Source organism: Thermopolyspora sp. NPDC052614, from assembly GCF_040678635.1.
Classification (GTDB): Bacteria; Actinomycetota; Actinomycetes; order Streptosporangiales; family Streptosporangiaceae; genus Thermopolyspora.
The window spans coordinates 76,278-99,931 of sequence record NZ_JBFATZ010000003.1; the positions used below are offsets into that span (position 1 = coordinate 76,278).

General features: G+C 71.0%; 20 protein-coding genes. 15 read left to right on the forward strand and 5 right to left on the reverse strand.

The window, feature by feature from the left end; translation table 11 throughout:
- Positions 1-364: 364 nt before the first annotated feature.
- Both dnaE and AB0K60_RS06920 read right to left on the reverse strand, forming a co-directional pair.
- Complete coding sequence (dnaE, locus tag AB0K60_RS06915) at positions 365-3,955, reverse strand: DNA polymerase III subunit alpha (RefSeq protein ID WP_364049445.1); 3,591 nt, start codon at positions 3,953-3,955, stop codon at positions 365-367.
- Positions 3,955-4,221 (reverse strand): DUF6504 family protein, encoded by a 267-nt coding sequence (locus tag AB0K60_RS06920; RefSeq protein WP_364049447.1) that lies wholly within the window; start codon positions 4,219-4,221, stop codon positions 3,955-3,957. The genes dnaE and AB0K60_RS06920 overlap by 1 nt, the downstream gene beginning before the upstream one ends.
- A gap of 465 nt (positions 4,222-4,686) precedes the next feature.
- Here AB0K60_RS06920 and AB0K60_RS06925 point away from each other — a divergent pair, with 465 nt between their 5' ends.
- The 7 genes from AB0K60_RS06925 (at position 4,687) to AB0K60_RS06955 (ending at position 13,292) form a co-directional block, all read left to right on the forward strand.
- A complete protein-coding gene (locus AB0K60_RS06925) occupies positions 4,687-5,853 on the forward strand; it encodes an extracellular solute-binding protein (RefSeq protein ID WP_364049449.1) in 1,167 nt (388 codons plus the stop codon).
- Positions 5,850-6,722 (forward strand): ABC transporter permease subunit, encoded by an 873-nt coding sequence (locus AB0K60_RS06930; protein WP_364049451.1) that lies wholly within the window; start codon positions 5,850-5,852, stop codon positions 6,720-6,722. The genes AB0K60_RS06925 and AB0K60_RS06930 overlap by 4 nt, the downstream gene beginning before the upstream one ends.
- A 79-nt stretch (positions 6,723-6,801) precedes the next feature.
- On the forward strand, positions 6,802-7,686 hold the full coding sequence (locus tag AB0K60_RS06935; protein ID WP_364049453.1) for an ABC transporter permease subunit: 885 nt from the start codon (positions 6,802-6,804) through the stop codon (positions 7,684-7,686).
- Positions 7,683-9,095 (forward strand): ABC transporter ATP-binding protein, encoded by a 1,413-nt coding sequence (locus tag AB0K60_RS06940; RefSeq protein ID WP_364049455.1) that lies wholly within the window; start codon positions 7,683-7,685, stop codon positions 9,093-9,095. The genes AB0K60_RS06935 and AB0K60_RS06940 overlap by 4 nt, the downstream gene beginning before the upstream one ends.
- Positions 9,085-9,957 carry an HAD-IA family hydrolase gene (locus AB0K60_RS06945; protein WP_364049457.1) on the forward strand — a complete coding sequence of 291 codons (873 nt, stop codon included), beginning with the start codon at positions 9,085-9,087 and terminating at the stop codon, positions 9,955-9,957. Before AB0K60_RS06940 ends, AB0K60_RS06945 begins: the two co-directional genes overlap by 11 nt.
- Positions 9,958-9,977: 20 nt before the next feature.
- The gene (locus tag AB0K60_RS06950; protein WP_364049459.1) at positions 9,978-12,209 is read left to right on the forward strand and encodes a protein kinase; all 2,232 of its coding nucleotides are present in this window, start codon (positions 9,978-9,980) and stop codon (positions 12,207-12,209) included.
- Between the two features lie 123 nt (positions 12,210-12,332).
- The gene (locus AB0K60_RS06955) at positions 12,333-13,292 is read left to right on the forward strand and encodes a quinone oxidoreductase (RefSeq protein ID WP_364049461.1); all 960 of its coding nucleotides are present in this window, start codon (positions 12,333-12,335) and stop codon (positions 13,290-13,292) included.
- Positions 13,293-13,346: 54 nt separating this feature from the next.
- Here the strand turns inward: AB0K60_RS06955 and AB0K60_RS06960 are convergent, their stop codons facing one another.
- From AB0K60_RS06960 to AB0K60_RS06970, 3 genes are all read right to left on the reverse strand, one after another.
- Positions 13,347-13,640, reverse strand: a complete 294-nt coding sequence (locus AB0K60_RS06960; RefSeq protein ID WP_364049463.1) for a DUF397 domain-containing protein — start codon at positions 13,638-13,640, stop codon at positions 13,347-13,349.
- A 63-nt stretch (positions 13,641-13,703) separates the two neighbouring features.
- Positions 13,704-13,946: a DUF397 domain-containing protein gene (locus AB0K60_RS06965; protein WP_364049465.1), complete on the reverse strand. Its 243-nt coding sequence runs from the start codon at positions 13,944-13,946 to the stop codon at positions 13,704-13,706.
- Complete coding sequence (locus AB0K60_RS06970) at positions 13,937-14,761, reverse strand: helix-turn-helix transcriptional regulator (protein ID WP_364049467.1); 825 nt, start codon at positions 14,759-14,761, stop codon at positions 13,937-13,939. Before AB0K60_RS06970 ends, AB0K60_RS06965 begins: the two co-directional genes overlap by 10 nt.
- A gap of 359 nt (positions 14,762-15,120) precedes the next feature.
- Here AB0K60_RS06970 and AB0K60_RS06975 point away from each other — a divergent pair, with 359 nt between their 5' ends.
- From AB0K60_RS06975 to AB0K60_RS07010, 8 genes are all read left to right on the forward strand, one after another.
- Positions 15,121-16,470, forward strand: a complete 1,350-nt coding sequence (locus tag AB0K60_RS06975) for an ATP-binding protein (protein WP_364049469.1) — start codon at positions 15,121-15,123, stop codon at positions 16,468-16,470.
- Positions 16,409-17,047, forward strand: coding sequence for an RloB family protein (locus tag AB0K60_RS06980; protein ID WP_364049471.1), 639 nt, complete (start codon positions 16,409-16,411; stop codon positions 17,045-17,047). The genes AB0K60_RS06975 and AB0K60_RS06980 overlap by 62 nt, the downstream gene beginning before the upstream one ends.
- Positions 17,048-17,242: 195 nt before the next feature.
- Positions 17,243-18,160 (forward strand): ABC transporter ATP-binding protein, encoded by a 918-nt coding sequence (locus AB0K60_RS06985; RefSeq protein WP_364049473.1) that lies wholly within the window; start codon positions 17,243-17,245, stop codon positions 18,158-18,160.
- Complete coding sequence (locus tag AB0K60_RS06990) at positions 18,141-18,938, forward strand: ABC transporter permease subunit (protein WP_364049475.1); 798 nt, start codon at positions 18,141-18,143, stop codon at positions 18,936-18,938. The genes AB0K60_RS06985 and AB0K60_RS06990 overlap by 20 nt, the downstream gene beginning before the upstream one ends.
- Positions 18,938-20,017, forward strand: a complete 1,080-nt coding sequence (locus AB0K60_RS06995) for a helix-turn-helix domain-containing protein (protein WP_364049477.1) — start codon at positions 18,938-18,940, stop codon at positions 20,015-20,017. The genes AB0K60_RS06990 and AB0K60_RS06995 overlap by 1 nt, the downstream gene beginning before the upstream one ends.
- Before the next feature lie 262 nt (positions 20,018-20,279).
- Complete coding sequence (locus AB0K60_RS07000) at positions 20,280-21,194, forward strand: ABC transporter ATP-binding protein (RefSeq protein ID WP_364049479.1); 915 nt, start codon at positions 20,280-20,282, stop codon at positions 21,192-21,194.
- Positions 21,191-22,798, forward strand: a complete 1,608-nt coding sequence (locus tag AB0K60_RS07005) for an ABC transporter permease (protein ID WP_364049481.1) — start codon at positions 21,191-21,193, stop codon at positions 22,796-22,798. The genes AB0K60_RS07000 and AB0K60_RS07005 overlap by 4 nt, the downstream gene beginning before the upstream one ends.
- Before the next feature lie 97 nt (positions 22,799-22,895).
- A complete protein-coding gene (locus AB0K60_RS07010) occupies positions 22,896-23,564 on the forward strand; it encodes an SHOCT domain-containing protein (protein WP_364049483.1) in 669 nt (222 codons plus the stop codon).
- Positions 23,565-23,654 lie beyond the last annotated feature (90 nt).

Sequence of the window (23,654 nt, forward strand, 5' to 3'; positions counted from 1 at the left end):
TGCGGGATCTTGGCTCGGATGCCCCGGCTCGGAACGGCTCGGCTCCGGACGTCCCGATCGCGAGCGCCCCGGCCCCGCGTGCCTGGAGACCGCGTGCCCGTACGCCGCGTGGCCGGATACCGCGTGGCCTGATACGGCACGACCGGAGATCGCGTGGCCGGATACCGCATGCCCGGTTCCGGCGAGCGCGAGGCCCGCGCGCTCCGGATCGGCGTGGCCCCGCCTGGAGCGGCCCCACGTGCGGTCCATCGGATGGCCCGTCACACCGCCCCCATCCCATGTCGCCGATGTCGTGTATAGACGAATTACACCTGATCGAACCAGGCGAGAGGTATCGAACCGGAAATCTCGCGTAGCGAAAGGATCACGCCCCCCGGCGTACGGTCGGGCCCGAGCTGCCTCCGCTGGCGTGCCACAGGGAGCGCGGCGGCCTCGTGACGCCGGGCGCGGGGCCGACGTCGGCGTAGGGGGAGATCCGGTAGCCGTTGCCGTACTCGATCGCCGCCCCGCCGACGCCCCCGCCGACGCCGCCGTCGGCCCGCCGCCCGGTCGCGCTCATCAGCGCCCGCGCCTCGGCGACGCCGCCGCCGCGCCAGGCGCGGTCCAGATCGACCAGGTTCCAGCAGTCGACCGCGCGTACCGAGACCGCCCGCGCGCCGGTGCGCCGTACCACGCCCCGCGCCACCAGCAGCCACGATCCGAACACGGTCGCCGCGCAGCGGCCCTGCACCGACTCGAAGAACGTCAGGTCGATCGGCCCGGTCGAATCCTCCAGCGTGGTGAAGATGATCCGCTGTCCCGACCGGATGGCGGGCGTCTGGGTGGCCACCTTCACCCCGGCCACCAGGATCTCCGCGCCGTTGCGGCGGCGGAGCAGGTCCTTGGCGCGGGTCACGCCGAGCGCGTCGAGCAGTTCGTCGTGGAAGCTGAGCACGTGGCGGCTGACGTCCAGGCCGAGGATCGTCAGTTCGGCCTCGACCGCCTCGGCCTCGGACATCTCCGGCAGTTCACCGGGGGTCACCCGGTCGGTGAAGCCCATGACGAGCTGGGTCTCCCCCACCCCCGACGACGCCCGCTCCAGCGCGCCCACCTGGGCGACCAGGTCGCGCCGGGTGAGCCGGCCGGGCCGCCAGCGCGGCTCGCCCGGCCGCAGGCCGTGCACCGCGTCGAAGCCGCCCACCTCGACGATTCGCTCGGCGATCGGGCGCGACGGCCGCGCCCGATCCCAGAAGTCCGCCAGGGACGTGTACGGCTGCCCGGCCACCATCCGGTCCACCTCGGCCTCCGAGATCCCCTTGACGGCCGAGAACGGGACCCGCAATCCGTGCCCGGCCGCGTTCAGGCCGCCGCCCGGCACAGGGCTCGGCGGCCCGCCGGGGCGGGCGTCCCCGGGGAGGCGTTCGACCCGCCAGGTGCGGCCGGAGCGGTTGACGTCCAGCGGGAGGATCGGCACGCCGCAGCGGCGGGCCTCGTCGAGGATCACGCGGGGCGGGTACATGCCCGGGTCGTGGGCGAGCACCCCGGCGAAGAACGCGGCGGTGTGGTGGCGTTTCAGCCACGCCGACTGGTAGGTGGGGAGCGCGAACGCCGCCGCGTGCGCCTTGCAGAAGCCGAACGCGCCGAACGCGTCGATGACGCGCCACGCCTCCTCGACGTCCGCCGGGCCGTACTCGGGCAGGACGTTGCGCCGGAACCACCCCCGCACGAGCTCGCGGCGCTCGGGGTCGCCGAGGCTACGGCGGATCTTCTCGGCCTCCGACAGGCCCTTCCCGGTCATGATGTCGATGATCTTCAGGACCTGCTCGTGGAAGACGACCACGCCGTTGGTCTCCTCCAGGGCCGCCCGCAGCTTCGGGTGCGGGTAGCGGGCCGACCGCCAGCCGTGCCGGGCCTCCAGGTACGGCGTGACCATGTCGGAGTTGACCGGTCCCGGGCGGAACAGCGAGATGTCCACGATCAGGTCGTGCATGCTGCGCGGCTCCAGTTTGGCGACGAGGTCGCGCTGGCCGGGCGACTCGATCTGGAAGCAGCCGATCGTGCGGGCCTCGCGGATCATGTCGTACGTCGCGGCGTCGTCGTGCGGGACCGCGTCGAGGTCGATCCGCTCGCCGTCCACCCGCTCGATCTCGTCCACCGCGTACGCCAGGGACGACTGCATGCGCACGCCGAGGACGTCGAGCTTGAGCAGCCCGGCCTCCTCCACGTCGTCCTTGTCGAACTGGCTCATCGGGAAGCCGAGCAGGCTGCGTTCGACGGGGGTGCGGTCGCGCAGGCCCGCGTTGCCGATGAGCACGCCGCACGGGTGCAGGGCGATGTGGCGGGGCAGGCCGTCCAGGCGTTCGGCGAGGCGGAACGTCGTCTCCAGGATCCGGTCGTTCAGCCCGCTCTGCCGCAGCTCGGGCAGGTCGGACAGGGCGGCGCGGATCTGGCGGGCGCGGATGTGCGGGAACGCCTTGGCGATCACGTCGATCTCGTGCGGGGGCAGGCCCATCGCCGCGCCCACGTCGCGGATGGCGCTGCGCGCCCGGTAGGTCTCCATCATCGACACGCAGGCGACGCGGGCCTCGCCGTACCGGTCGTGGATGGCGCGGTAGCAGTCGAGGCGGCGCGCCGACTCCACGTCGATGTCGATGTCGGGCAGGCCGACGCGGCCCTCGGACAGGAAGCGCTCCATGAGCAGGCCGTGGTCGAGGGGGTTCACCTCGCCGATCCGGATCAGGTAGGTGACCAGGCTGCCCGCGCCCGAGCCGCGGACGGCGCAGCGCACGCCCATGCCGCGGATCATGTCGGTGATTCCGGCGACGGCGACGAAGTAGCCGGACAGGCGCTTGCGCTCGATGATGTCGAGCTCCTCGGCGAGGCGGCGGCGGGCGTGTGTGGAACGTTCCAGGCCGCGTTCGTGCAGGCCGTCCTCGCAGCGGTGGCGCAGCAGCGGGACCGGGTCGCGGCCGATCTCGGGCAGGTGCAGGCGCGGCGGGTCGTTCCGCAGGGCGAGGACCTCCAGCGGGTCGAGCACGCAGCGGCGGGCGACGCGGCGGGTCGTGGCGAGCAGGCGCGCCATGCGCTCGGGGTCGGCGCCGCAGACGCGGCGGGCGACCAGGACCATCTCGGCGCCGGTCTTCAGGTAGGCGTGCGACGCCGAGCGCTCCACCGTGTACGGGTGCAGCGGGGCGAGGTTGCGGGCCGCGTCGAGCACGTGGCCGACCTGGTAGTCGGCGGGGCCGAGGAAGCGGACGGCGTTGGTGAGCACGGCGGGCAGGCCGGCCGACTCGGCGAGGGCGAGCATGCGGGTGGCGTTGCTCGCCTCGCGCGGGCCGTAGCGGTCCACCAGCTCGATCACGAGCGAGTCTCCGGCGGCGGCGCGCCAGCGGGCCAGCAGGGCGCGGGCCTGCTGGTCGCGGCGGGCGGCGACGGCGCGGCCGACGTCGGAGCAGGGGCCGAGCAGCACGAACAGGCCCTCGGCATGCTCGGCGATCATCTCCGGGGTGACCCGGGGGTCGCCGCGTTCGCCGGAGTGGGCGGCGGTGACCAGGCGGCACAGGTGGGGCCAGCCGTCGGAGCGGGCCAGCACGACCACCCGATCCGCCGTCCCGTTGTCCGGGTTGTCCACCGCTTGGGCCGACGAGCGGGCCACCGACCGGGCCGACGCCTTTCCTCCCGCCCGGTCCTCGCCCGACAGCGCCAGGTCGACGCCGACGACCGGGCCGAGGCCCGCCTCGTGGCACGCCTGGACGTGCTTGATCGCGCCGTAGAGGCCGTCGCGGTCGGTCAGCGCGAGGATGTCGGCGCCGTCGTCGGCGGCCTGGCGGACCAGGGCCGAGGGGAAGGCGGTGCCGTACCGGAGCGAATAGGCCGAGGCGACGTGCAGGTGCGGGAACGGATCCGCAGGCGAGGCCGTGGGCGGCGCGTCCCGGCGGAGGCGCGGGTCGATGCCCGGGTACGGGGTCGGGGCCATCAGTCCCACGCCCTCAGCAGGAGCCAGCCCTCGCTGGCGGTGTCATAGCGCAGTTCGTAGGTGCCCACGTCCTTGCCGGGGCTCGCCTCGACCCGCCAGAACCGGCGCTCGCCCGGGTCGGTCTCGGAGGTCTTCCACCATTCCCGGGCCACCACCCAGTGTTCGAGCACCTGGCGGACGACGTAGAGCCGGTCGCGCCAGACGAACTGGATGGGCTCGCCGTCTCGCGTCCACACCTCGATGGGGTCGCCGTAAAGTCTGCTCAAGACGGTTCGTCTCCCTGTGGCCTGCTGCGGAGCCACCCGGGGGAAGAACGGGCGTCGACGGATACATCGAACATATGTTCCCAGCGGCCGGGATGCAAGTCGCGACACGCCGCCCCCGGGATGCCGGCTTCGAGGCCGACTTCGAGGCCGACTTCAGGGCCGACACGGGCCACGCACGCCCGCCGCCCGGCCGGCGACCACCCGAGCGCCGCTCGACCCCGATCACCGTGGGTTCCGATACGGCGCAGGCCCTGTCCGAAAACCGTGGCGCCTCGGCCCCCTCCCGACCCCACGCCCTACCCCGCGGCAAACCGCTCTTTCGGAAAACAGGAGGACGGTCAGTATCTGTTCACAGAACCGCAACCGTTGTGCGACTTACTTGGTCTGGCTTTGGTCGCGCGATTTCGCCTACGTTCAGCGCACCAGTACGTGTTTTACGTGCGCTAGAGGTTCCTGGAGGCCTGCGTGCTTTCGTCCCGCATTACGTCCGGCTCCCGTCTTCTGGGACTGGCCGCCACCCTGACCGTGGCCGTGTCGCTCACCGCGGCCTGCGGATCCGCCCCCACCGAGCAGGCCGGTACGGCTAGCGCCTCGAAAGCCGCCACGGCGACCTCCGCGCAGGATCTCGGCGGCATGGACGCGCTGATCGCCGAGGCCAAGAAGGAGGGCCAGCTCAACGTCATCGCGCTGCCGCCGGACTGGGCCAACTACGGCGAGCTGATCTCCACATTCAAGACCAAGTACGGCATCAAGATCAACGAGGAGAACCCCGACGGGTCCAGCTCCGACGAGATCACCGCCGTGAAGACGCGCAAGGGCCAGGACCGGGCGCCCGACGTGCTCGACCTCGGCCAGGCGTTCGCGCTCAGCGGGGCGGCCGAGGGCCTGTTCGCGCCGTACAAGGTCGCCACCTGGGACAAGCTGCCCGCCGGGCTGAAGGACCCGAACGGCAACTGGTACAACGACTACGGCGGCTACATCTCCATCGGCTGCGACGCCAAGGCGGTCGGGACCTGCCCGAAGACCTTCGCCGACCTGCTCAAGCCCGAGTACAAGGGCAAGGTCGCGCTGAACGGCAACCCGACCAAGTCCGGCTCGGCGTTCGCCGGCGTGTTCGCCGCCTCGCTCGCCAACGGCGGGTCCTTCGACGACATCCAGCCCGGCCTCGACTTCTTCAAGAAGCTCAAGGAGTCCGGCAACTTCAACCCGGTCGAGACGACCACGGCGACCGTCGAGAAGGGCGAGACGCCGATCAGCATCGACTGGGACTACCTCAACGCCAAGTACGCCGACGAGTTCAACGCCAAGGGCCTGGACTGGCAGGTCGTGGTGCCGACCGACGGGCAGTACGCCGCGTACTACGCCCAGGCGATCAACAAGGACGCGCCGCACCCGGCCGCCGCGCGGCTGTGGATGGAGTTCCTCTACAGCCCCGAGGGCCAGAACCTCTACCTGAAGGGGTACGCGCGGCCGGCGCTGCTGCCCGCCATGGAGGCCGACAAGACCGCCGACGCCGCCCTGGTGGCCAAGCTGCCCAAGGTCGAGGGCACCCCGACGTTCCCGACCGAGGCGCAGGTGAAGAAGGCCCAGGAGGCCATCGCCACCGGCTGGTCCGCGGCCGTCGCCGGATGACGGGCAGGCCGGGAAGGACCCGGACCGGGCGCGGGCCGCTGGCACGCGTCCGGTCGGCGGGCTGGCTCGCCGCGGTCCCGCTGCTCGTCTTCTACGCGGTGGTGTTCGGCGGGCCCGCGATCATGATTCTCATCGGGGCGTTCACCGTCCAGGGAGAGCCGGGCCTCGGCAACATGGTCGAGTCGCTGCAGGGCGGCTATCTCGTCGCGCTGATCGGCAGCGTGCAGCTGTCGGCCGTGGTGGCGATCGCGGGGGCGGTGCTGGGGACGTTCCTCGCCCAGGCGGTGGTGACCTCGCGGTCCCGGCTGCTGCGCGAGGGCGTGCTCACCGCCTCCGGGGTGCTCGCCAACTTCGGCGGGGTGCCGCTCGCCTTCCTGTGGATCGCCACGCTGGGCAACGCCGGGGTCGTCACGACCTCGCTGGGACTGTCCACCATCGGATGGAGTCTGTATAACTTCTGGGGTCTCGCCCTGGTCTATCTGTACTTCTCCGTGCCGCTGATGGTGCTGGTGATGGCGCCCGCGCTGGACGGGCTGCGGCCCCAGTGGCGGGAGGCGGCGCAGAACAGCGGCGCCTCCGCCTGGCAGTTCTGGCGGTGGGTCGGCATCCCGGTGCTCGCCCCGTCGCTGCTCGGCGGGGTGGTGCTGCTGTTCGGCGGGGCGTTCGCCGCGTACGCCACGGCCGCGGCGATGGTGGGCGCCACCGTGCCGCTGATCACCCTGCAGATCGGCGACGCGCTCTCCGGCAACGTGCTCGTCGGGCACGAGAACGTGGCGCTCGCCCTCAGCCTGGACATGATCGTGGTGGCCGGCCTGGTCATGGCCGTCTACCTGCCGCTGCAACGCAGGAGCGCCCGATGGCTGCGCTGACCCCGATCCGCACCACGGCCCCCACCACGGCCCACACGACGGCCCGTGAGAGGCCCGGAACGCGACGCGGGAGGGCCCGATGGCCACACTGACCCCGGCCCCGGCCGTCCTCACCGACACCGCCGCCCCAGGTCCCGCCGCCACCGGGCGGGGACGCGTCCGCAAGGTGCGCGTCTGGCGGGGCGTGGTGCTGGCGGTCGCCGCGCTGTACTTCCTGGTGCCGATGCTGGCCGCGTTCGTGTTCACGGTGAACATCCCGAACGTGGGGTTCACCCTCGACGCCTACGCGCGGATCTTCACCGTGGAGGGCTTCACCGGCAGTCTGCTGCTGTCGCTTGGGCTCGCCGCCGCCACGATCGTGCTGGTGCTGGTGCTGCTGCTGCCCGCGATGCTCGCCGTACGGCTGAGCGCGCCGAGGCTGAAGCCGCTCCTCGAGGTGCTGTGCACGCTGCCGCTCGTGGTGCCGCCGATCTCGTTCACCGCCGGGATCTACATGCTGCTGCCGTGGGCGCAGGACGTGCTGGCGCCCACGCCCTTCTACCAGACGGTCCTGGCCATCCAGAACCAGGACTTCCCGGTGGTGCTGGTGCTCGCGTACGTGGTGCTGGCGCTGCCGTTCGCGTACCGGTCGCTGGACTCGGCGCTCACCGCGATCGACGTGCGCACCCTGGTCGAGGCCGCCAGGAACTGCGGCGCGTCGTGGCCGCGCGTCATGCTGACGGTGATCGTGCCGAACATCCGGTCCGGGCTGGCGGGGGCGTCGTTCCTCACGCTCGCGCTGGTGCTCGGCGAGTACACGGTGGCGCGGCTGCTCGGCTTCCTGCCGTTCCCGGTGTGGATCGTGATGATCTCCGGGGCGCAGGCGCAGGTGTCGGTCGCGGTGTCGGTGTTCAGCCTGCTGCTCACGTGGATCCTGCTGCTCGTGGTGTCGGGCGCGGGCGTCAGGAAAGGGAGTGCGACATGACCGGGGCCCGCGTCGAGTTCAAGGGGCTGCGCCGCGCGTTCGGCGGCACCGTCGCCCTCGACGATCTTAACCTGACCATCGAGCCGGGCGAGCTGGTGGCGCTGCTCGGGCCGTCCGGGTGCGGGAAGACGACCGCGCTGCGCGTCATCGCGGGCTTCGAGCAGCCCGACGCCGGGGCGGTGCTCATCGACGGCGAGGACATCACGCGGGTGCCCGCGAACCGGCGCGACGCGGGCATGGTGTTCCAGTCCTACAGCCTGTTCCCCAACCTCAACGCGCGCGACAACGTGTCCTTCGGGATGCGGGTGCGCAAGGTTGCGGCGGCCAAGCGGCGCGCACGCGCGGAGGAGCTGCTCGCGCTGGTCGGGCTGCCCGAGCACGGCGACCGGTATCCGCATCAGCTCTCCGGCGGGCAGCAGCAGCGGGTCGCGCTCGCCCGCGCGCTCGCGCTGGAGCCCCGGGTGCTGCTGCTCGACGAGCCGCTGTCGGCCCTCGACGCCAAGGTGCGCGTCACGCTGCGCGAGGAGATCCGCAAGCTGCAGCTCTCCCTGCACATCACGACGATCTTCGTGACGCACGACCAGGAGGAGGCGCTGTCTATCGCCGACCGGGTCGCGGTGATGCGCGCCGGGCGGGTCGAGCAGTGCGCCACGCCGTCCGAGCTGTACGACCGGCCCGCGACGGCGTTCGTCGCCGAGTTCGTCGGCACCATGAACCATCTGCCCGGCGTCATCTCCCTGGTCCCCGCGGCCGCCGCGCCGGCGTCGGCCGCCGCCTCCGCCGGTGGCGCGGAGCCGTCGCCCGGCGCGGCCGTCTCCGAGGCCGTCTCCGAGGCCGTCTCCGAGGGCACCGCCGAAGCCGCCGCCTCCGGATCCGACGCCTCCCCCGCCTCCGACGCGTCCGACGCGGGCGGTGGCGGTGAGCGGGCCGTGGTCACGGTGATCGGCCAGACGCTGCCGGTGGACGGGCCGGTGCCGGCGTCGCCGGAGGTGAACGTGCTGATCCGCCCCGAGGCGGTGCTCCTCACCCCCGACCCCGAGGGACCCGCCCTCATCCTCGACTCCTCCTTCCGCGGCGCCTCCGCGCGGCTGCGCCTGGAACTCGCGGACGGCACCGAGGTGCTCTCGGACGTGCCGGGCCACGACGCGGCACGGCTGGCGCCCGGAACCCGCGTATCGGTCCGGCTGGTCGACCGGCCCGTCCTCGTCGCGCCACGCCCGGCGTCCGGAGGCTCGGCTTCCGGCGGCGTGTCCGCCGCTTCCCCGGGTTCCGCCGACGCCGTTGCCGACTCGGCCGACGACGCCGAGTCCGCCGCCGGATCCTCCGAAGACTCGCCCGCCGAGTCCGCGGACGGGCCGTCCGGCGAACCCGACGCCAACGCGTCCCCCGACGTCGCCGGTGCCCGGTGAGCTGCGCGCCGTCCTGTTCGACCTGGACGGCACGCTGGTGGACACCGAGGGACTGTGGTGGCAGGCGTACGCCGAGGTGTCCACCCGGCTCGGCGGCACCGCGACCCGCGCCGACGCCGAGTACGTGTACGGCCGGACCATCGAGCACGCCGCCGACCATCTGCTGCGGCGGCTCCGGGACGTTCCCCCCGCCGACGGCCGGGTGGACGGACCGTACGAGGAGCGGCACCCCCACGCGCCGGAGCCCCGGACAGGCGACCCGCCGCCCATCGCTCCCCGCTCACCGGATGCCACGGCACGATCCCGGCGAAACGAGCGGGGGCTCGGCGGCCGTGACCTTGTCGGCGACCCTGTAGGTGACCCTGTCGGCGGGCCGTACGGACCGGCCGACGACCCGGCGCGCGGGGCGCGGGGGCCGCTCGACATCGCCGGGGGCGACGAACGCGAGCGGGTGAAGGCGCTGCTCACGGACGCCTACGCCGAGCGGGTCGCCCGCGGCTTCCCGGTGCTGCCGGGTGCGGTCGAACTGCTGGACGCGCTGGCGGCCGAGGGCATCGCGACCGCGCTCGTCACCGCCTCACCCCGCTGGATCACCGACATGGTGCTGCGCCGCCTCGGCCCGGGGCGGTTCCGGGTCACGGTGACCGCCGACGACGTCCCGCGCGGCAAACCGTCGCCGGAGCCGTACCTGCTGGCGATGGCCGCGCTCGGCCTCGGCCCGGAGACGTGCGTGGCGATCGAGGACAGCCCGGCCGGCGTCGCCTCGGCCACCGCCGCCGGATGCACCGTGCTGCTGGTCGGGCACGGCGGCCTGGAGGGGCTGGATCCGCCTCGGCTGCGGGAGTTCCACGCCGACCACTAGGCTGGCGGTTCACGAAAAGAATGTTCGGTGACAAAGGCATCGTGGTGAACGACCTTCAACCTGGCGATCCGCAGCACATCGGGCGGTATCGCCTGCTCGGCCGGCTGGGGCGCGGCGGCATGGGCACGGTGTACCTGGGCGAGGACCAGACCGGGCAGCGCGTCGCCGTCAAGGTGATCAACCCCGAGTACACCCAGCACGAGCAGTTCCGCATGCGGTTCCGCCGGGAGGCCGACGCGGCGCGGCGGGTGCGGCGGTTCTGCACCGCGGCCGTGCTCGACTCGGCGCTGGAGGGGGATCAGCTCTACGTCGTCACCGAGTACGTCGAGGGACGCGACCTGGAGGAGACCGTGCGGGCGTCCGGGCCGCTGCGGGGCTCCAGCCTCGACGCGCTCGCCGTGGGCGTCGCCACCGCGCTGACCGCCATCCACGGCGCGGGCATCGTGCACCGGGACCTGAAGCCGTCGAACGTCCTGCTCTCCCCGGTCGGCCCACGCGTGATCGACTTCGGCATCGCGCGGGCGCTGGACACGCTCGGCGGGGTGACCGGAACCGGGGAGATCATCGGCACCCCCCGGTACATGGCCCCCGAGGCGCTGCGGGGCGAGCCGGTGTCGCCCGCGTGCGACGTGTTCTCGTGGGGATGCCTGGTCGCGTACGCGGGCACCGGACGCTCGCCGTTTGGCGGCGAGGGGGCGCTGCCGTCGGTGCTGTACCAGATCCTCAACAACGAGCCCGTCCTCGACGGGCTGGAGCCGAACCTGCGCGAACTGGTGGCGGCGGCGCTGTCGAAGGACCCCGCGCGGCGGCCCACCGCGCAGCAACTGCTGGACAGCATGATCGGCCGGGTGTCGCCGGAGCACGCCGAGCACTCGGTCGTGCAGGCGTGGCGGCAGGGCGGGCCGCCGTCCGCGCAGCCGGGGAACGCCCCCCGGCAGCCCACCACGCCCTACATCGGGACACTCCCCCATCAGGGCGTTCCAGGCTCGGCGGGCGGAACGTACCCGGGTGGGGCATATCCGAGCGGGCCGTTGCAGTCCGGCCCGGCGACGGGCTTCCCCGGCGCAGCGCCGTACCGAGGCGAGCCGTACCAGGGCGAGCCGTATCAGGGTGGGCTGTATCAGGGCGGGCCACGGCAAGGCGGGCCCTACCAGAGCGATCCACAGCAAGGCGGCCCGTACCAGGGCGGAACACAGCATGGCGGGCCCTACCAGAGCGAGCCACAGCAAGGCGGCCCGTACCAGGGCGGGCAGCGGCAGGGCGGCGGGCCGTACCAACCGGACGCGACCCGGCCGGGCGGTCCCTTCGAGAGCACCGGGCCACAGCATGCGGACGCGGCCTTCCAGCACGCCGCGCCGCAGCCCGGCGCGACGTACCAGCACGCCGCGCCGCAGTACCCGGCTCCGGACCGGAACACCGTGCCGCGACCGGGCGAGCCGCCCACGCCCACCACCCCCGCCACGGCGACCTCCACCGAGCGCCGCCCGACCGACCGGCGGAAGTCGCTGATCGGCGCCGTCGTCGCCGGCCCCGTCGCCGTGGTGCTGATCATCATGGTGGTACGGCTTCTCCTGTCACCGAGCGGGCCGCCCGAGGACCTCACCCGCCTGTACGGGGACGACTTCACCCAATCGGACAGCGGATGGACCGGCAGCTACGACGGCGACTCCCAGACCTACGGCTACGCCCCGGGCGGCTACTACGCCATGGATGTCAGCGGCACCAACTCCGAGCACCAGGAGAAGGCCCCGATCCCGTTCGTGCGCGAGCAGCCGACCACGCCGCCGAGCACCACGGACACGCCAACCCCGACGACCCCGGGCACGCTGCTGATCGGCGTGGACGCCGACCCGGGCAAGCCGTCCGGGTACGGCGAGTACGGGGTGTTCTGCCGCTCGGACGGCGACTACCGCGTCTCGCAGTACGAGTTCCTGCTCGACTCGTCGGGGAACGCCCGCATCCGCAAGGTCGTCAAAGGCTCCGGCGGCAACATCGCCGACCCCGTCAAGGTCGACGGCCAGCCCGCCAAGGCCCGGATCCAGGTGGAGTGCGAATCCGAGGGCGCGGCCGTACACCTGAAGATGTGGGTGGACGGGGAGCAGGTGCACGACGTCACGGACGAGGTCGGCCTGCGCAACGGCGACATCGGCCTGCTGGCCCGGGTGCCCGAGAACGGCGACTCGGTGCTGAAAATGCGCTACGACAACTTCACCCTGCACGGGCCGAAGCAGGGCGCGTCCGCCTCGGACTGATCACCGCCCCGCACAGGTCGCGAGCGCCGTCCCCCCGGACTGATCGCCGCCCCGCAAGGGTGGCGGGTGTCGCCATCGGGCAGGATGTTCCGCATCGCAATCTTGTGAAGGAGTGGAGGCATCATGCGCGCGATCGTCGTGTCCACCCCCGGTGACTCCTCGGTTCTGGAATACACCGAGATCCCCGACCCGGTGCCCGGCCCCGGCGAGGTTCTGATCGACATCGCCGCCAGCGGGGTGAACTTCATCGACATATACCACCGCATCGGCCGCTACGAGATGCCCTCGCCGTTCGTGCCGGGATCCGAAGGCGCGGGCACGGTCGCCGCGGTCGGCTCCGACGTGACCGACATCGCCGTAGGCGACAAGGTGGCCTGGGCGAACATCCCCGGCAGCTATGCCGAGCGCGCCGTCATCCCCGCCACCCACGTGATCCCCCTCCCCGACGGCGTCGACCCGGAGACCGCCGCCGCCCTCCTCCTCCAGGGCCTGACCGCCCACTACCTGACCCACTCCACCTACCACGTGCAGCCGGGCGACGACGTCCTCGTCCACGCCGCCGCCGGAGGCATGGGCCTGCTCCTCACCCAGGTGGCCAAGCTCTGCGGCGCCCGCGTCATCGGCACCGTCTCCACCGCCGAGAAGGAGAAGCTCGCCCGCGAGGCCGGAGCCGACCACGTCTTCCGCTACGAGGGCTTCGCCGACGCGGTCAAGGACCTCACCGGCTCAGGCGTCCACGTGGTGTACGACGGCGTCGGCGCCGCCACCTTCGAGGGCAGCCTCGCCTCCCTGCGCCCCCGAGGCATGCTCGCCCTCTACGGCGCCGCCAGCGGCCCGGTCCCACCCTTCGACCCGCAACGCCTCAACCCGCTCGGCTCCCTCTTCCTCACCCGCCCCACCCTCCACCACTACGTCCTCACCCGCGACGAGCTCCTCGCCCGCGCCCAGGACGTCTTCGGCTGGGCCACCGCCGGCGACCTCACCGTCCACATCTCCCGCCGCTACCCCCTCGCCGACGCCCGTCAGGCCCACGACGATCTGGAATCCCGCCGCAGCACCGGCAAACTCCTGCTCATCCCATAGCGGCCATCCCAGCCCTCGCCGAGGCCGATTCACCGCCCGGTGTTCTCCCGAGCGTCAACGGCTCAGGCCGTCGAACTTGCCCTCACATACGTCGAGACGGAAAGCCTTCCACTCAGCCGGAGTGAAGTAGAGGCGAGGGCCATCGGGATCCTTGCTGTCGCGCAAAACGACAAGGCGACTCGCCTCAGCCTTATGCGCTGCGGTTCTCTTACTGCAGGCAGCAGCCTCGACACACTCGTTCTCACCGCCGCTGTAGGTGGACTTACGCCAAACCATCGCAGCCTCGACGCAGACGTTCTCGCTTCCGCTGTGGCTGGACTTGCGCCAGACGGGATCAGTCAGGTCCATGGTCCCAGTTCCTTTCGGGCGTCTACTCCTACACCTTGAGCCAAAGGTTTCCCAGGCCACCTGTCAAGGTTGCAATTTATCGAACTTACCGTTCTCCAAGTCGCGGCGAAACGTCTCCCACCCTGCTGAGGTGAAGTAGAGACGCGGGCCCTCGGGGTCCTTGCTGTCACGTAGTGCGAACCAGTACCCTGCGTCCGTGTTCCCTGGAGCCGATCTCCGGTAATTCCTAATAACAGCGACCTCGACACAGGCATTTTCCCCACCGCTGCGACTGGATTTACGCCATACAGGTTCGGTCAGGCCCATCGTTCTACCGCCCTCCTCATCAGCTCGATTGACGCACCTTTCGGCAGGGCTTCCGCGCGTACCCCGTCGAACCGGTGGGAGGCCCTGACCACATCCTCAGGACGGTTGACGATCTCTCCCCCTCCCGCATGATCGAAGTATGCGACCTCGGGTAATTCTTCAAAGGAAAGGAGCGTGATCGGGCCTTCCATTCCAGGATAGGCGCCCACCGTCTTGGGTACCACCTGGACCGTGATCCTGGGACACTGAGCCGCCTTGATGAGATGGAGGAGCTGCTCTCGCATCACGTCGTCACCACCGATAGGCCGGTAGAAGACGTTTTCCTCGATGATCGCGAGCAGTAGAGGTTTCCGATCTCCGTGCAAAATGCCCTGACGTTCCATCCGCGCCGTCACTCTGGCATCGATGGTTTCCTCGTCATCAGCAGGGCTACCTCCCCGGATCACGGCCCTCGCATACGCTTCCGTTTGGAGAAGCCCCGGCACGAAGACCAACTCGAAGGTCCGGAAAAAGCAGACATCCTTTTCCAGATCCAGGTAAGAGCGGATCACGGGGCGGTGGATGGCGTGCCTGATGTTACGCCACAGCTCAATAAGGTAGCCGCCAGCGTTGAGCGCAGCGTCACAGGCGACGGCGAAGTCCTTGCGCGGGCTGCGCTTGCCGTTCTCCACCGCGCTCACCTGAGCACCCGAGTAGTTGATCGTCGAGCCCAACTCCTCTTGAGTCATCCCCGCCTCATCGCGGAGACGACGCAACTCATAGCCGAAGCACTCCAATGGGCTCTCGGAAGACCGCAAACCACCCTCGACCGACATGCCGTGACCCCCTGCGTCCACGCGAGTTGCAAGCCGTCCAGGGCCCATCACCGAGAGACGGTTTGACTGTGGCGTCACCAAATAACTACTAAGGGTAAACGGTCGCGGTGCGATCCACCGCCCGATCCAAAGATTGATCTACCCGACGGTCCGCGCCGACGAATGCCAAGACGTCGGCGCGACGACCTCAGAACATCCGCGCGAAGACCTGCACTGGACCTTCGGACAGCCTTTGCAGCGGCCCACTGATCGCCGAGTTACAGGCGTCACAGATGCGCTTCAACGCCTAACTGCGGGGAATCTCGTCGTAGTAGGCGTTGAACCTGTATGGTTCTGGCGTTCGATGAGGAGGTGACCCCGTGCTTCTCCGCTTCCGTGTGGCCAATCATCGGTCGCTGCGTGATGAGCAGACCTTGTCCTTCGTCTCCACGCCACGGCGAGGCGCGCCGAAGCCACGGGCCACCGAGATCCCGCCTGCGGTCTCCGTGGCAGGGATCTATGGTGCGAACGCCTCGGGCAAGTCCAACGTCCTGGATGCCCTGAGGTGGATGATCGAGGCAATCGCGACATCGCAGACGCGGTGGAGCCCGGGAGGGGGCGTTCCCCGGCATCCCTTCCTGTTCGCCGAGGAGTACGGGACGCTTCTGTCGTTCTACGAGTTGGACTTCCTCTACGAGGGCGTTCGCTACTCATATGGGTTTGAGGTGGACAACGAGGCCGTTGTAGGCGAATGGCTTAATTCTTTTCCTCACGGACGGGTGAGGCGACTGTTTGAACGGACCGGTCCGGATAAATATGATTTTGGGCGGACGCTGGCCGGCGAAAACGTGCGGATCGCCAAGCTCACCAGAGAGAACGCCCTCTATCTCTCCTCTGCCGCGTCGAACAACCACCCTCTGCTCAGGGGAATCCACTCCGCCCTGGTCACTCGTAACGCCTTCATCCGGCAAGGCCATCGGCACGAACAGGCTCGCCTCCTGGCCACCATGTCCCTGCTCGACGACGGACTGGTGTCCCACTACGTGGATCCCTTCCTACAGCTCGCCGATCTCGGTGTGGAGGGAGCCGTACTGGAGGAGATGGTCCTGACACCGGAGCGCGAGGCTCAGATAGCGGCCTTCCGGGAGGCCGTCAGCCGACGCGGCGAGTCGATCGACGCCGACGTCCTGCGAAAGAGGATCACACTTCGCCGTGGCGGCACCGATGCCACCCTGCCTCTCGACGAGGAGAGCGACGGCACGCGCGTATGGCTTTCGCTGATCGTCTTCGCCGCGCTCTGCCTGGAGAGCGGCAACGTGCTCGTCGTGGACGAGATCGACTCCAGTCTGCATCCGGTACTCAGCTCCACGCTGATCCGCATGTTCAAGGATGCGGAAATAAACCGAAATAGCGCCCAATTGCTGTTCGCATCCCACGACACCACGCTTCTCGGCTCGATGCTGGAGGACAAAATCCTGGAACGCGAGGAGGTCTGGTTCACCGAGAAGGATCGCGACGGAGCCACCGAGTTGTTTCCGCTCGCCGAATTTCACCCGCGAAATGACGAGAACGTCGAGCGCGGCTACCTTCAGGGCAGGTACGGTGCCGTGCCGTACGTGAACTTCGAAAAGATCCGGAATGTGTTCCGAGAGAGGCGTAACGACCTCGATGAGCCCACGGCGCAGCCCTCCACGCCTACGGCCGCCCTCGCCGAAGAGGCAGGTTCGTAAGCGGATCCTCGTCATCTGTGAGGGCGAGGTGACCGAGGTCGAGTACTTTGAGGGGATAAAGGATCATTTTCGCGCTATTCCGGTCGTCATCGGCGCCTGCGCGGTGGAAGGCGTCGGAAAAGATCCGTTGAGAGTTGTCCGTGAAGCGGTGAAGTGTCGTGACCGCGCGGCCGAGGCCGCGCGCAGGCGCAGGGACGCGTTCCTCGCCTACGACGAAGTGTGGGCCGTGGTCGACGTTGATGATCACACCTCCCTGGATCAGGCGATCAAGGAGGCGCGGGATCGTGGCGTCAAGCTCGTGATCTCGTGCCCGTGCTTCGAGATCTGGCTGCTGTGGCACTTCCAGGATTGTCCCGCGGCGCTCAGCACCAGAGCGGTCCACGACAAGTTGAGCCGGCACATCCCCGGGTACGGCAAGCGTCTGCCGGGCGACTTCCCCTACGTCAGGCACGTCACGGCGCGCCAACGGGCCGAGCGCGCCGATCCGGAGCATGCCCTGCCGGGGAGGAAAGTCGGCAATCCCTCCAGCAACGTCTGGCTGGTCGTTGAGGCGATCTCGTCGTCAGGAAAGGTCTGACGGGGTGGTGTAGGGGGATGGCCGGTTCTCGGTGACCCAGGTGTCGATCTGGTGCCACTGGTCGTAGAGCCAGGTGGTGCGCGGCCGCGTTCGAGGCACCGCGGCCGGTGGCGCGCCGGCTTCCGGAAGCGGGAAGCGAAGCGGCGGCCAAGTGTTCCGGTACGCACCTTTCGGCGGGGCGAAGGGAGGGGGACGATGTCGGCCATGACAGCGGTGTGGGCGGAGGGTCTGACGAAGTTCTACGGCAGGCGCCGGGGACTGGAGGACCTCGATCTGCGGATCGAGCGGGGGGAGGTGTTCGGTTACCTGGGCCCGAACGGCGCGGGCAAGACGACGACGATCCGGCTCCTGCTCGACGTGATCCGGCCCACCCGGGGCCGGGTGGAGGTCCTCGGCGGCGTGCCGCGGGACCCGGTCGTGCGCGCCCGCATCGGCTATCTGCCCGGCGAGCTGCGCCTGGAGGGGAACGAACGCGCCGACCGCTACCTGGCGTTTCTCGCCGAGGTGCGCGGCGGGGTGTCCAAGGAGCGCATCCGGGAGCTGGCCGAGCGGCTGGAGGCCGACCTGTCGATGCGGATGGGCCGGCTGTCCCGGGGCAACAAGCAGAAGATCGGCCTGATTCAGGCGTTCATGCACGAGCCCGAGCTGGTCATCCTCGACGAGCCGACCAACGGCCTGGACCCGCTGGTGCAGCAGGAGGTCCACGCGATGGTGCGGCAGGTGCGCACGGCGGGCGGCACGGTGCTGATGTCCTCGCACGTGCTCGCCGAGGTGGAGCAGGTCGCCGACCGGGTCGGCATCGTCCGGGCCGGTCGGCTGGTCGCCGTGGAGGACGTCGCCGCGCTGCGCGAGCGGGCCGTACGGCGGGTGGAGGTGCACTTCGACGCCCCGGTGCCGGAGGACGCCTTCCGTGACCTGCCCGGGGTGCGCGACCTGAAGCTGGAGGGCACGAGCCTGCGCTGCACCATCGACGGCCGCCCCGACGCGCTGATCAAGGCGGCGGCCCGGTTCACGGTGGTGCATCTGGTCAGCGCCGACCCCGACCTGGAAGAGATCTTCCTGACGTACTACAGCGAGGAGGAGGCGCGGGAGCATGCCGCCGCTGATGCGTAAAACGCTGCGTGAGCAGCGGCGTTCCGTGCTGAGCTGGGGCATCGGCCTGTTCGTGTTCCTGCTGTGCTACACGGCGTTCTACCCGGCCATCAGGGACGACCCCGTCTTCTACGACCAAGTGGCGACGGCCAAGTACCCCGGATTGCTGCGCGACCTGATGGGCCTGCACGGCAGCCTGGCGGGGCCCGGTTACCTCCAGGTCATGCTCTACCAGCTGCTCGGTTTCCTGCTGTTCGGGATGTTCGCGGCGTCGCTCGGCGCCCAGGCGATCGCCGAGCCGGAGCACGAGGGCACGCTGGAGCTCACCGTCACCCTGCCGATCAGCCGTCGGCGGCTGCTGCTGGAGCGGTTCGGCGCGCTGGCGGTGTCGGTGCTGCAGGTCGCGGTCGCGACGCTGGTGCTGGTGCTGGTGCTCAACACGACGCTGGGGATCGGCGCCGACGCGGGCAACGTCGTGGCGGCGCACACGGGCCTGTTCCTGGTCACGTTGTTCTTCGGCACGCTGACGCTCGCCGTCGGGGCGGCCACGGGGAGCAGGCCCGTCGCCCTGTACGTGACCACCGCGTTCGCGATCGGCGGCTACGCGGTCGAGACGCTGGGCGCGGGCGTCGCGTCGATCGCCTGGCTGCGCTGGCTGTCCCCCTTTCACTACTACCTGGGTCCGCTGCCGCTGTTCGAGGGCTGGCCTCTGGGCGGCTATCTGGTCCTGCTCGCCGCGACGGCGGCGGTGCTGCTGGCGGCCGTACCGGCTTTCGACAGGCGCGATGTGGGTGTGTGATGGACGTTCTCGCTCGGGTGAGCGAGGCCACCGGGGTGCCCGCCGACCTGTTTTCGGGGTGCCTGCCCGCGCTGGCCTCGGCGGCCTCCTCCGGCCGTCTCCCCGGCCGGGAGGAGATCGCGACGTTCCGGTCGCTCGGCGGCGAGGCCGCCGAACGGGGGATCGCGCTGCGCTCGCTCGCCGACGCCTGCCTGCTGGCCGCCGAACTGTCGGCCCGCGCGGCGCCGCCGCCGGTGTTCGCGGCCCTGCGGCGCATGCTGTCGGCGTACGCGGACGGGTACGAGGACGCGCAGCGGAGGGCGCTGCGCAGGGAGGAGGACGCGCGCCGGGAGTTCGTCGACGACCTGCTGCAGGGACGCGCGGAGCGGCTGGCCGAGCGGGCCGAGCACTTCGGTCTTGGGCTCGCCGAGTCGTACGTGGTCACGGTGGCCCGGCCCGGCGCCCCGCTGCCGGACGTCGAGGCGCTGGCCGGACGGATCGAACGGGCGCTGATCGCCCGGTTCGGCTCGCGCAACATCCTGATCGCCGCCCGGGAGGGCATGCTGGTGTGCGTCGCGCCCGGCTCGCTCACGGCGGCGACGGGCGAGTTCACCTACCACGTGCGCGGGGCGTTCCCGCCGGGGTGGCGGGTCGGGATCGGACGCCCGCATCGGGGGGCGGGCGGGGTGGTGAACTCCTATCGGGAGGCGACGGGCGCGATCGAGACCGGCGACCGGCTGGGGCTGCGACCGCAGGTGCTCAAGGCCTCCGACCTGCTCGTCTTTCCGGTGCTGCTGCGGGACCGGGCCGCGATCGAGGATCTGGTGGGCAGCGTGCTGAGCCCGCTGTGCGAGGCGCGGGGCGGGCCGGAGCCGCTGCTGGAGACGCTGGAGGCGGTGTTCGCCTCGCAGGGGAACCAGACGGCGGCGGCGCGCAGGCTCGGCATCAGCACCCGGGCGGTGACCTACCGGCTGGAGCGGATCCGCCGGCTGACCGGGTTCTCCCCGGACGAGCCGACGCAGCGGTTCACGCTGGAGACGGCGGTGCTGGGGGCGCGGCTGCTGGGCTGGCCCAAGGAACCGTTCCAGGAGGCGCCGTGAGCCACTCCTCACCGGCCCGGCCGCCGCCCCGCCGAATGTCCGGCCGAATGTCCGGCCGAATGTCCGGCCGAATGTCCGCTCGCCGCCGCGGGTCGGCCGGCTGCGCGGATTCGGCGCATCCGCCCCGGCGCCTCCCCGCCGGCGCGTGGTCGGCTTCGCCGCCTACGTAGCCGCGACCCGGCCCGCCGCCGACCAAGCCCGATTTATCCCCATTCCCGCCTCCGCACGCTTGTGAAATTGTGAAACACGAAGGAAGTACCCCATGCAAAGCGTCATCAGCATGTCGAAGGTCGTGAAGACCTTCGGCCGCACCCGCGCCCTCGACGGCCTCGACCTGGAGGTACGGCCCGGCGAGGTGCACGGCTTCCTCGGCCCCAACGGCGCGGGAAAGTCCACCGCGATCCGCGTCCTGCTCGGCCTGCTGCGCGCCGACTCGGGCGAGGCCCGCCTGCTCGGCGGCGACCCCTGGCGGGACGCGGTCGCCCTGCACCGCCGCCTCGCGTACGTGCCCGGCGACGTCACGCTCTGGCCGAACCTGACCGGCGGCGAGGTCATCGACCTGCTCGGACGGCTCCGCGGCGGGCTGAACCCCCGGCGCAAGGCCGAACTGCTCGACCGCTTCGAGCTGGACCCGCGGAAGAAGGGCCGCACCTACTCCAAGGGCAACCGCCAGAAGGTCGGCCTGGTCGCCGCGCTCGCCTCCGACGTCGAGCTGCTCCTGCTGGACGAGCCCACCTCGGGCCTGGACCCGCTGATGGAGTCGGTCTTCCAGGAGTGCGTCCGCGAGGAGAAGGACAACGGCCGCACCGTGCTGCTGTCCAGCCACATCCTCGCCGAGGTCGAGGCGCTGTGCGACCGGGTGAGCATCATCCGCAGCGGCAGGATCGTGGAGAGCGGCACGCTGGCGCAGCTTCGCCACCTGACCCGCACCACGATCTCGGCCGAGCTCGCCGGGTCCGCCGATGGGCTGGCCGGGCTGTCCGGCGTACACGATCTGCGGGTGGAGGACGGGCGCGTACGCTTCGACGTGGACAACGACGCCCTCGGCGAGGCGCTGCGCCACCTGACCGCCGTCGGCGTCCGCGCGCTGACCAGCCAGCCGCCCACGCTGGAGGAGCTGTTCCTGCGTCACTACGAGCAGGCGGGCAACGGACGCCGGATGGAGGCGGCCCGATGAACGGACTGACCGGAACCCTCGGGCTGGCCCGGCTGATCCTGCGCCGGGACCGGTTCCTGCTGCCGCTGTGGATCCTCCTCGTCCCACTGGTGGTGATGGCCTCCATCGGCGGCTTCCAGGAGCTGCTGCCGACCGAGGCGGCCAGGCTGACGTACTACGAGGGCACCGCCAAGAGCCCGGCGATCATCGGCATGCTCGGGCCGGTGTACGGGGCGGACCTCGGGGCGCTGGTCGCGCAGCGGTCCGGCTTCATGTTCATCGTCGTGTCGTTGATCAGCCTGCTCACCGTGATCCGGCACACCCGGACCGAGGAGGAGGCCGGGCGTCGCGAGCTGCTCGGGGCGACCGTCGTCGGCAGGAACGCACCGCTGTTCGCGGCGCTGCTCGTCACCTTCGCCGCCAATGTGGTGCTGGGGCTGCTGACCGGGCTCGGGCTGCAGGGCGGCGGCGGGCTGGCCGCGGGCGGGTCGTTCGCGTTCGGTCTGGCGCTGGCCGCGTGCGGCTGGGTGTTCGCGGCCGTCGGCGCGGTCGCGGCCCAGCTCGCCCAGAGCGCCGGAGCCGCCCGGGGGATCGGGCTCGCCGTGCTCGGGCTCGCGTTCGCGCTGCGGCTGGCCGGGGACACGGCGGGCGAGGACGGCGCGACCGGATGGCTGTCGTGGCTGTCGCCGATCGGGTGGGGGCAGCACATCCGGGCGTTCGCCGACGAGCGCTGGTGGCTGCTCGCGCCGTCCCTGGCGGCGGTCGTCCTGCTCGTCGCGGCGGCGGTTCCGCTGACGGCGCGGCGGGACCTCGGGGCGGGCATCCTGCCGCCGCGGCCGGGTCCGGCGGACGCCGCGCCGTACCTGCGCGGGCCGCTCGGGCTGGCCTGGCGGCTGCACCGGGCGCTGGTGATCGGCTGGGGGGCCGGGTTCGTGGTGCTCGGGCTCATGTACGGCTCCGCCGCCGACGCGGTCGAGCAGGCGCTGAAGGGCAATGCCGAGCTGCAGGAGATGCTCGCGCGGCTCGGCGGCTCGGACCGGTTCTCCGACGCCTTCATCGCGGCGATCGTGAGCGTGATGGCGCTGGCCGCGTCCGGCTACGCCATTCAGGCGGCGCTGCGCATGCGCGCCGAGGAGGCGGCGCTGCGCAGCGAGCCGGTGCTCGCCGGGTCGGTGTCGCGGGTCGGGTGGGCGGCCGGGCACCTGGTGTTCGCCGTGGCCGGGCCGGCCTTCGCGCTCGCGCTGGGCGGGCTGACGGCCGGGGTGGTGTACGGCGCGGCCTCCGGCGACGTGGGGGGCGCCGTGCCGCGGGTGCTGGGGGCCGCCCTCGTGCAACTGCCCGCGGTCGCGGTGCTCGGCGCGCTGGCGACGCTGCTGTTCGGGCTGGTTCCGCGGTTCGCGGCGGCGGCGTGGGCGGTGTTCGGGGCGTGCGTGCTCCTCGGGCAGGTGGGGGCGCTGCTTCGGCTCGACGAGCGGATCCTCGATCTGTCGCCGTTCACCCATGTGCCGCAGGTTCCGGCGGAGGAGGTGACGCTCGCGCCGCTGGCGTGGCTGACGGGGATCGCGGCGGCGTTCATTCTGGGCGGGCTCGCCGGGCTGCGCCGCCGCGACATACCGGTCACCTAATACTCACCGCCTGTGCCGTGTTTTATCAGCATTTCAGTAGTTAACGGTGCAGGTTAACTGCTATGGCGGACTTACTGCAGTGCCCTACTATTCCAGGGTGATTGCCCCCAGTGTTGAGATCTCCCCGGTCCGGCTCGCCGGGCGCTTCGCCGGAGTCTTCATCGGCCTGGCCGTCCTCACCTGTGGAATCATCCTGTTGTTCGCCGCGCTCGAGGCCGCGCTGACCGGCACCCACGGCTGCACCACCGCCAGACGCGATACGTGTGACGTCGCCTTGTTCGTCCCGATCAGTATTTTCATGGTGCTGGGCGGCCTCGGCGCCTACCTCGCCGGCAACCGGCTGCCCGCCGGCCCCCGGGTGACCGGGCTCGTCTGGCCGGCCCTGTTCCTCGCCGTCGGCGGGCCCTTCATCGAGTCCGCCGTGGCGGGGCAGGGCTGGGGCTGGGCCGTCCTCGGGGCGTTCTTCGTCCTGCTGGGGCTGGCGCCGATGGCCTTCTGGACCAAGGAGACCTGGAAGCGCATCGTGTACGGCCCGGCCGTACCGGCGGCGTCATCGAGGCCGGGCGACCGGCGGCGCGTACATGAGGAGCAGCGGTGGATCAGCCCGGTCCGGCTGCCGGGTCTGCGCCGCGGCCCGGAGGCGGTGCCCTTGGCGCACCCCCTGGTCGGCGAATTGGAGCGGCTGTCCGCGTTGCACCGCGCGGGACACCTGGACGACGAGGAGTTCGCGGCGGCCAAGGCCCGGTTGCTGAACGGAGCGCATTGATGAACCCCGCCAAGCTGCGCGTCTGGTCGATCCTCGTGCACGTGGCCGCCGTGGCCGCCGGGGTCGGACTCGCCCTGTTCCTGTTCGACA

What these genes read in the sequence shown, in the direction of transcription:
- dnaE (WP_364049445.1), bottom strand. Translation starts at nt 3,955, where the DNA reads ATGGCCCCGACCCCGTACCCGGGCATCGACCCGCGCCTCCGCCGGGAC.
- AB0K60_RS06930 (WP_364049451.1), top strand. Translation starts at nt 5,850, where the DNA reads ATGACGGGCAGGCCGGGAAGGACCCGGACCGGGCGCGGGCCGCTGGCA.
- AB0K60_RS06935 (WP_364049453.1), top strand. Translation starts at nt 6,802, where the DNA reads ATGGCCACACTGACCCCGGCCCCGGCCGTCCTCACCGACACCGCCGCC.
- AB0K60_RS06940 (WP_364049455.1), top strand. Translation starts at nt 7,683, where the DNA reads ATGACCGGGGCCCGCGTCGAGTTCAAGGGGCTGCGCCGCGCGTTCGGC.
- AB0K60_RS06950 (WP_364049459.1), top strand. Translation starts at nt 9,978, where the DNA reads ATGTTCGGTGACAAAGGCATCGTGGTGAACGACCTTCAACCTGGCGAT.
- AB0K60_RS06955 (WP_364049461.1), top strand. Translation starts at nt 12,333, where the DNA reads ATGCGCGCGATCGTCGTGTCCACCCCCGGTGACTCCTCGGTTCTGGAA.
- AB0K60_RS06960 (WP_364049463.1), bottom strand. Translation starts at nt 13,640, where the DNA reads ATGGACCTGACTGATCCCGTCTGGCGCAAGTCCAGCCACAGCGGAAGC.
- AB0K60_RS06965 (WP_364049465.1), bottom strand. Translation starts at nt 13,946, where the DNA reads ATGGGCCTGACCGAACCTGTATGGCGTAAATCCAGTCGCAGCGGTGGG.
- AB0K60_RS06970 (WP_364049467.1), bottom strand. Translation starts at nt 14,761, where the DNA reads ATGTCGGTCGAGGGTGGTTTGCGGTCTTCCGAGAGCCCATTGGAGTGC.
- AB0K60_RS06980 (WP_364049471.1), top strand. Translation starts at nt 16,409, where the DNA reads ATGAGCCCACGGCGCAGCCCTCCACGCCTACGGCCGCCCTCGCCGAAG.
- AB0K60_RS06985 (WP_364049473.1), top strand. Translation starts at nt 17,243, where the DNA reads ATGTCGGCCATGACAGCGGTGTGGGCGGAGGGTCTGACGAAGTTCTAC.
- AB0K60_RS06990 (WP_364049475.1), top strand. Translation starts at nt 18,141, where the DNA reads ATGCCGCCGCTGATGCGTAAAACGCTGCGTGAGCAGCGGCGTTCCGTG.
- AB0K60_RS06995 (WP_364049477.1), top strand. Translation starts at nt 18,938, where the DNA reads ATGGACGTTCTCGCTCGGGTGAGCGAGGCCACCGGGGTGCCCGCCGAC.
- AB0K60_RS07000 (WP_364049479.1), top strand. Translation starts at nt 20,280, where the DNA reads ATGCAAAGCGTCATCAGCATGTCGAAGGTCGTGAAGACCTTCGGCCGC.
- AB0K60_RS07005 (WP_364049481.1), top strand. Translation starts at nt 21,191, where the DNA reads ATGAACGGACTGACCGGAACCCTCGGGCTGGCCCGGCTGATCCTGCGC.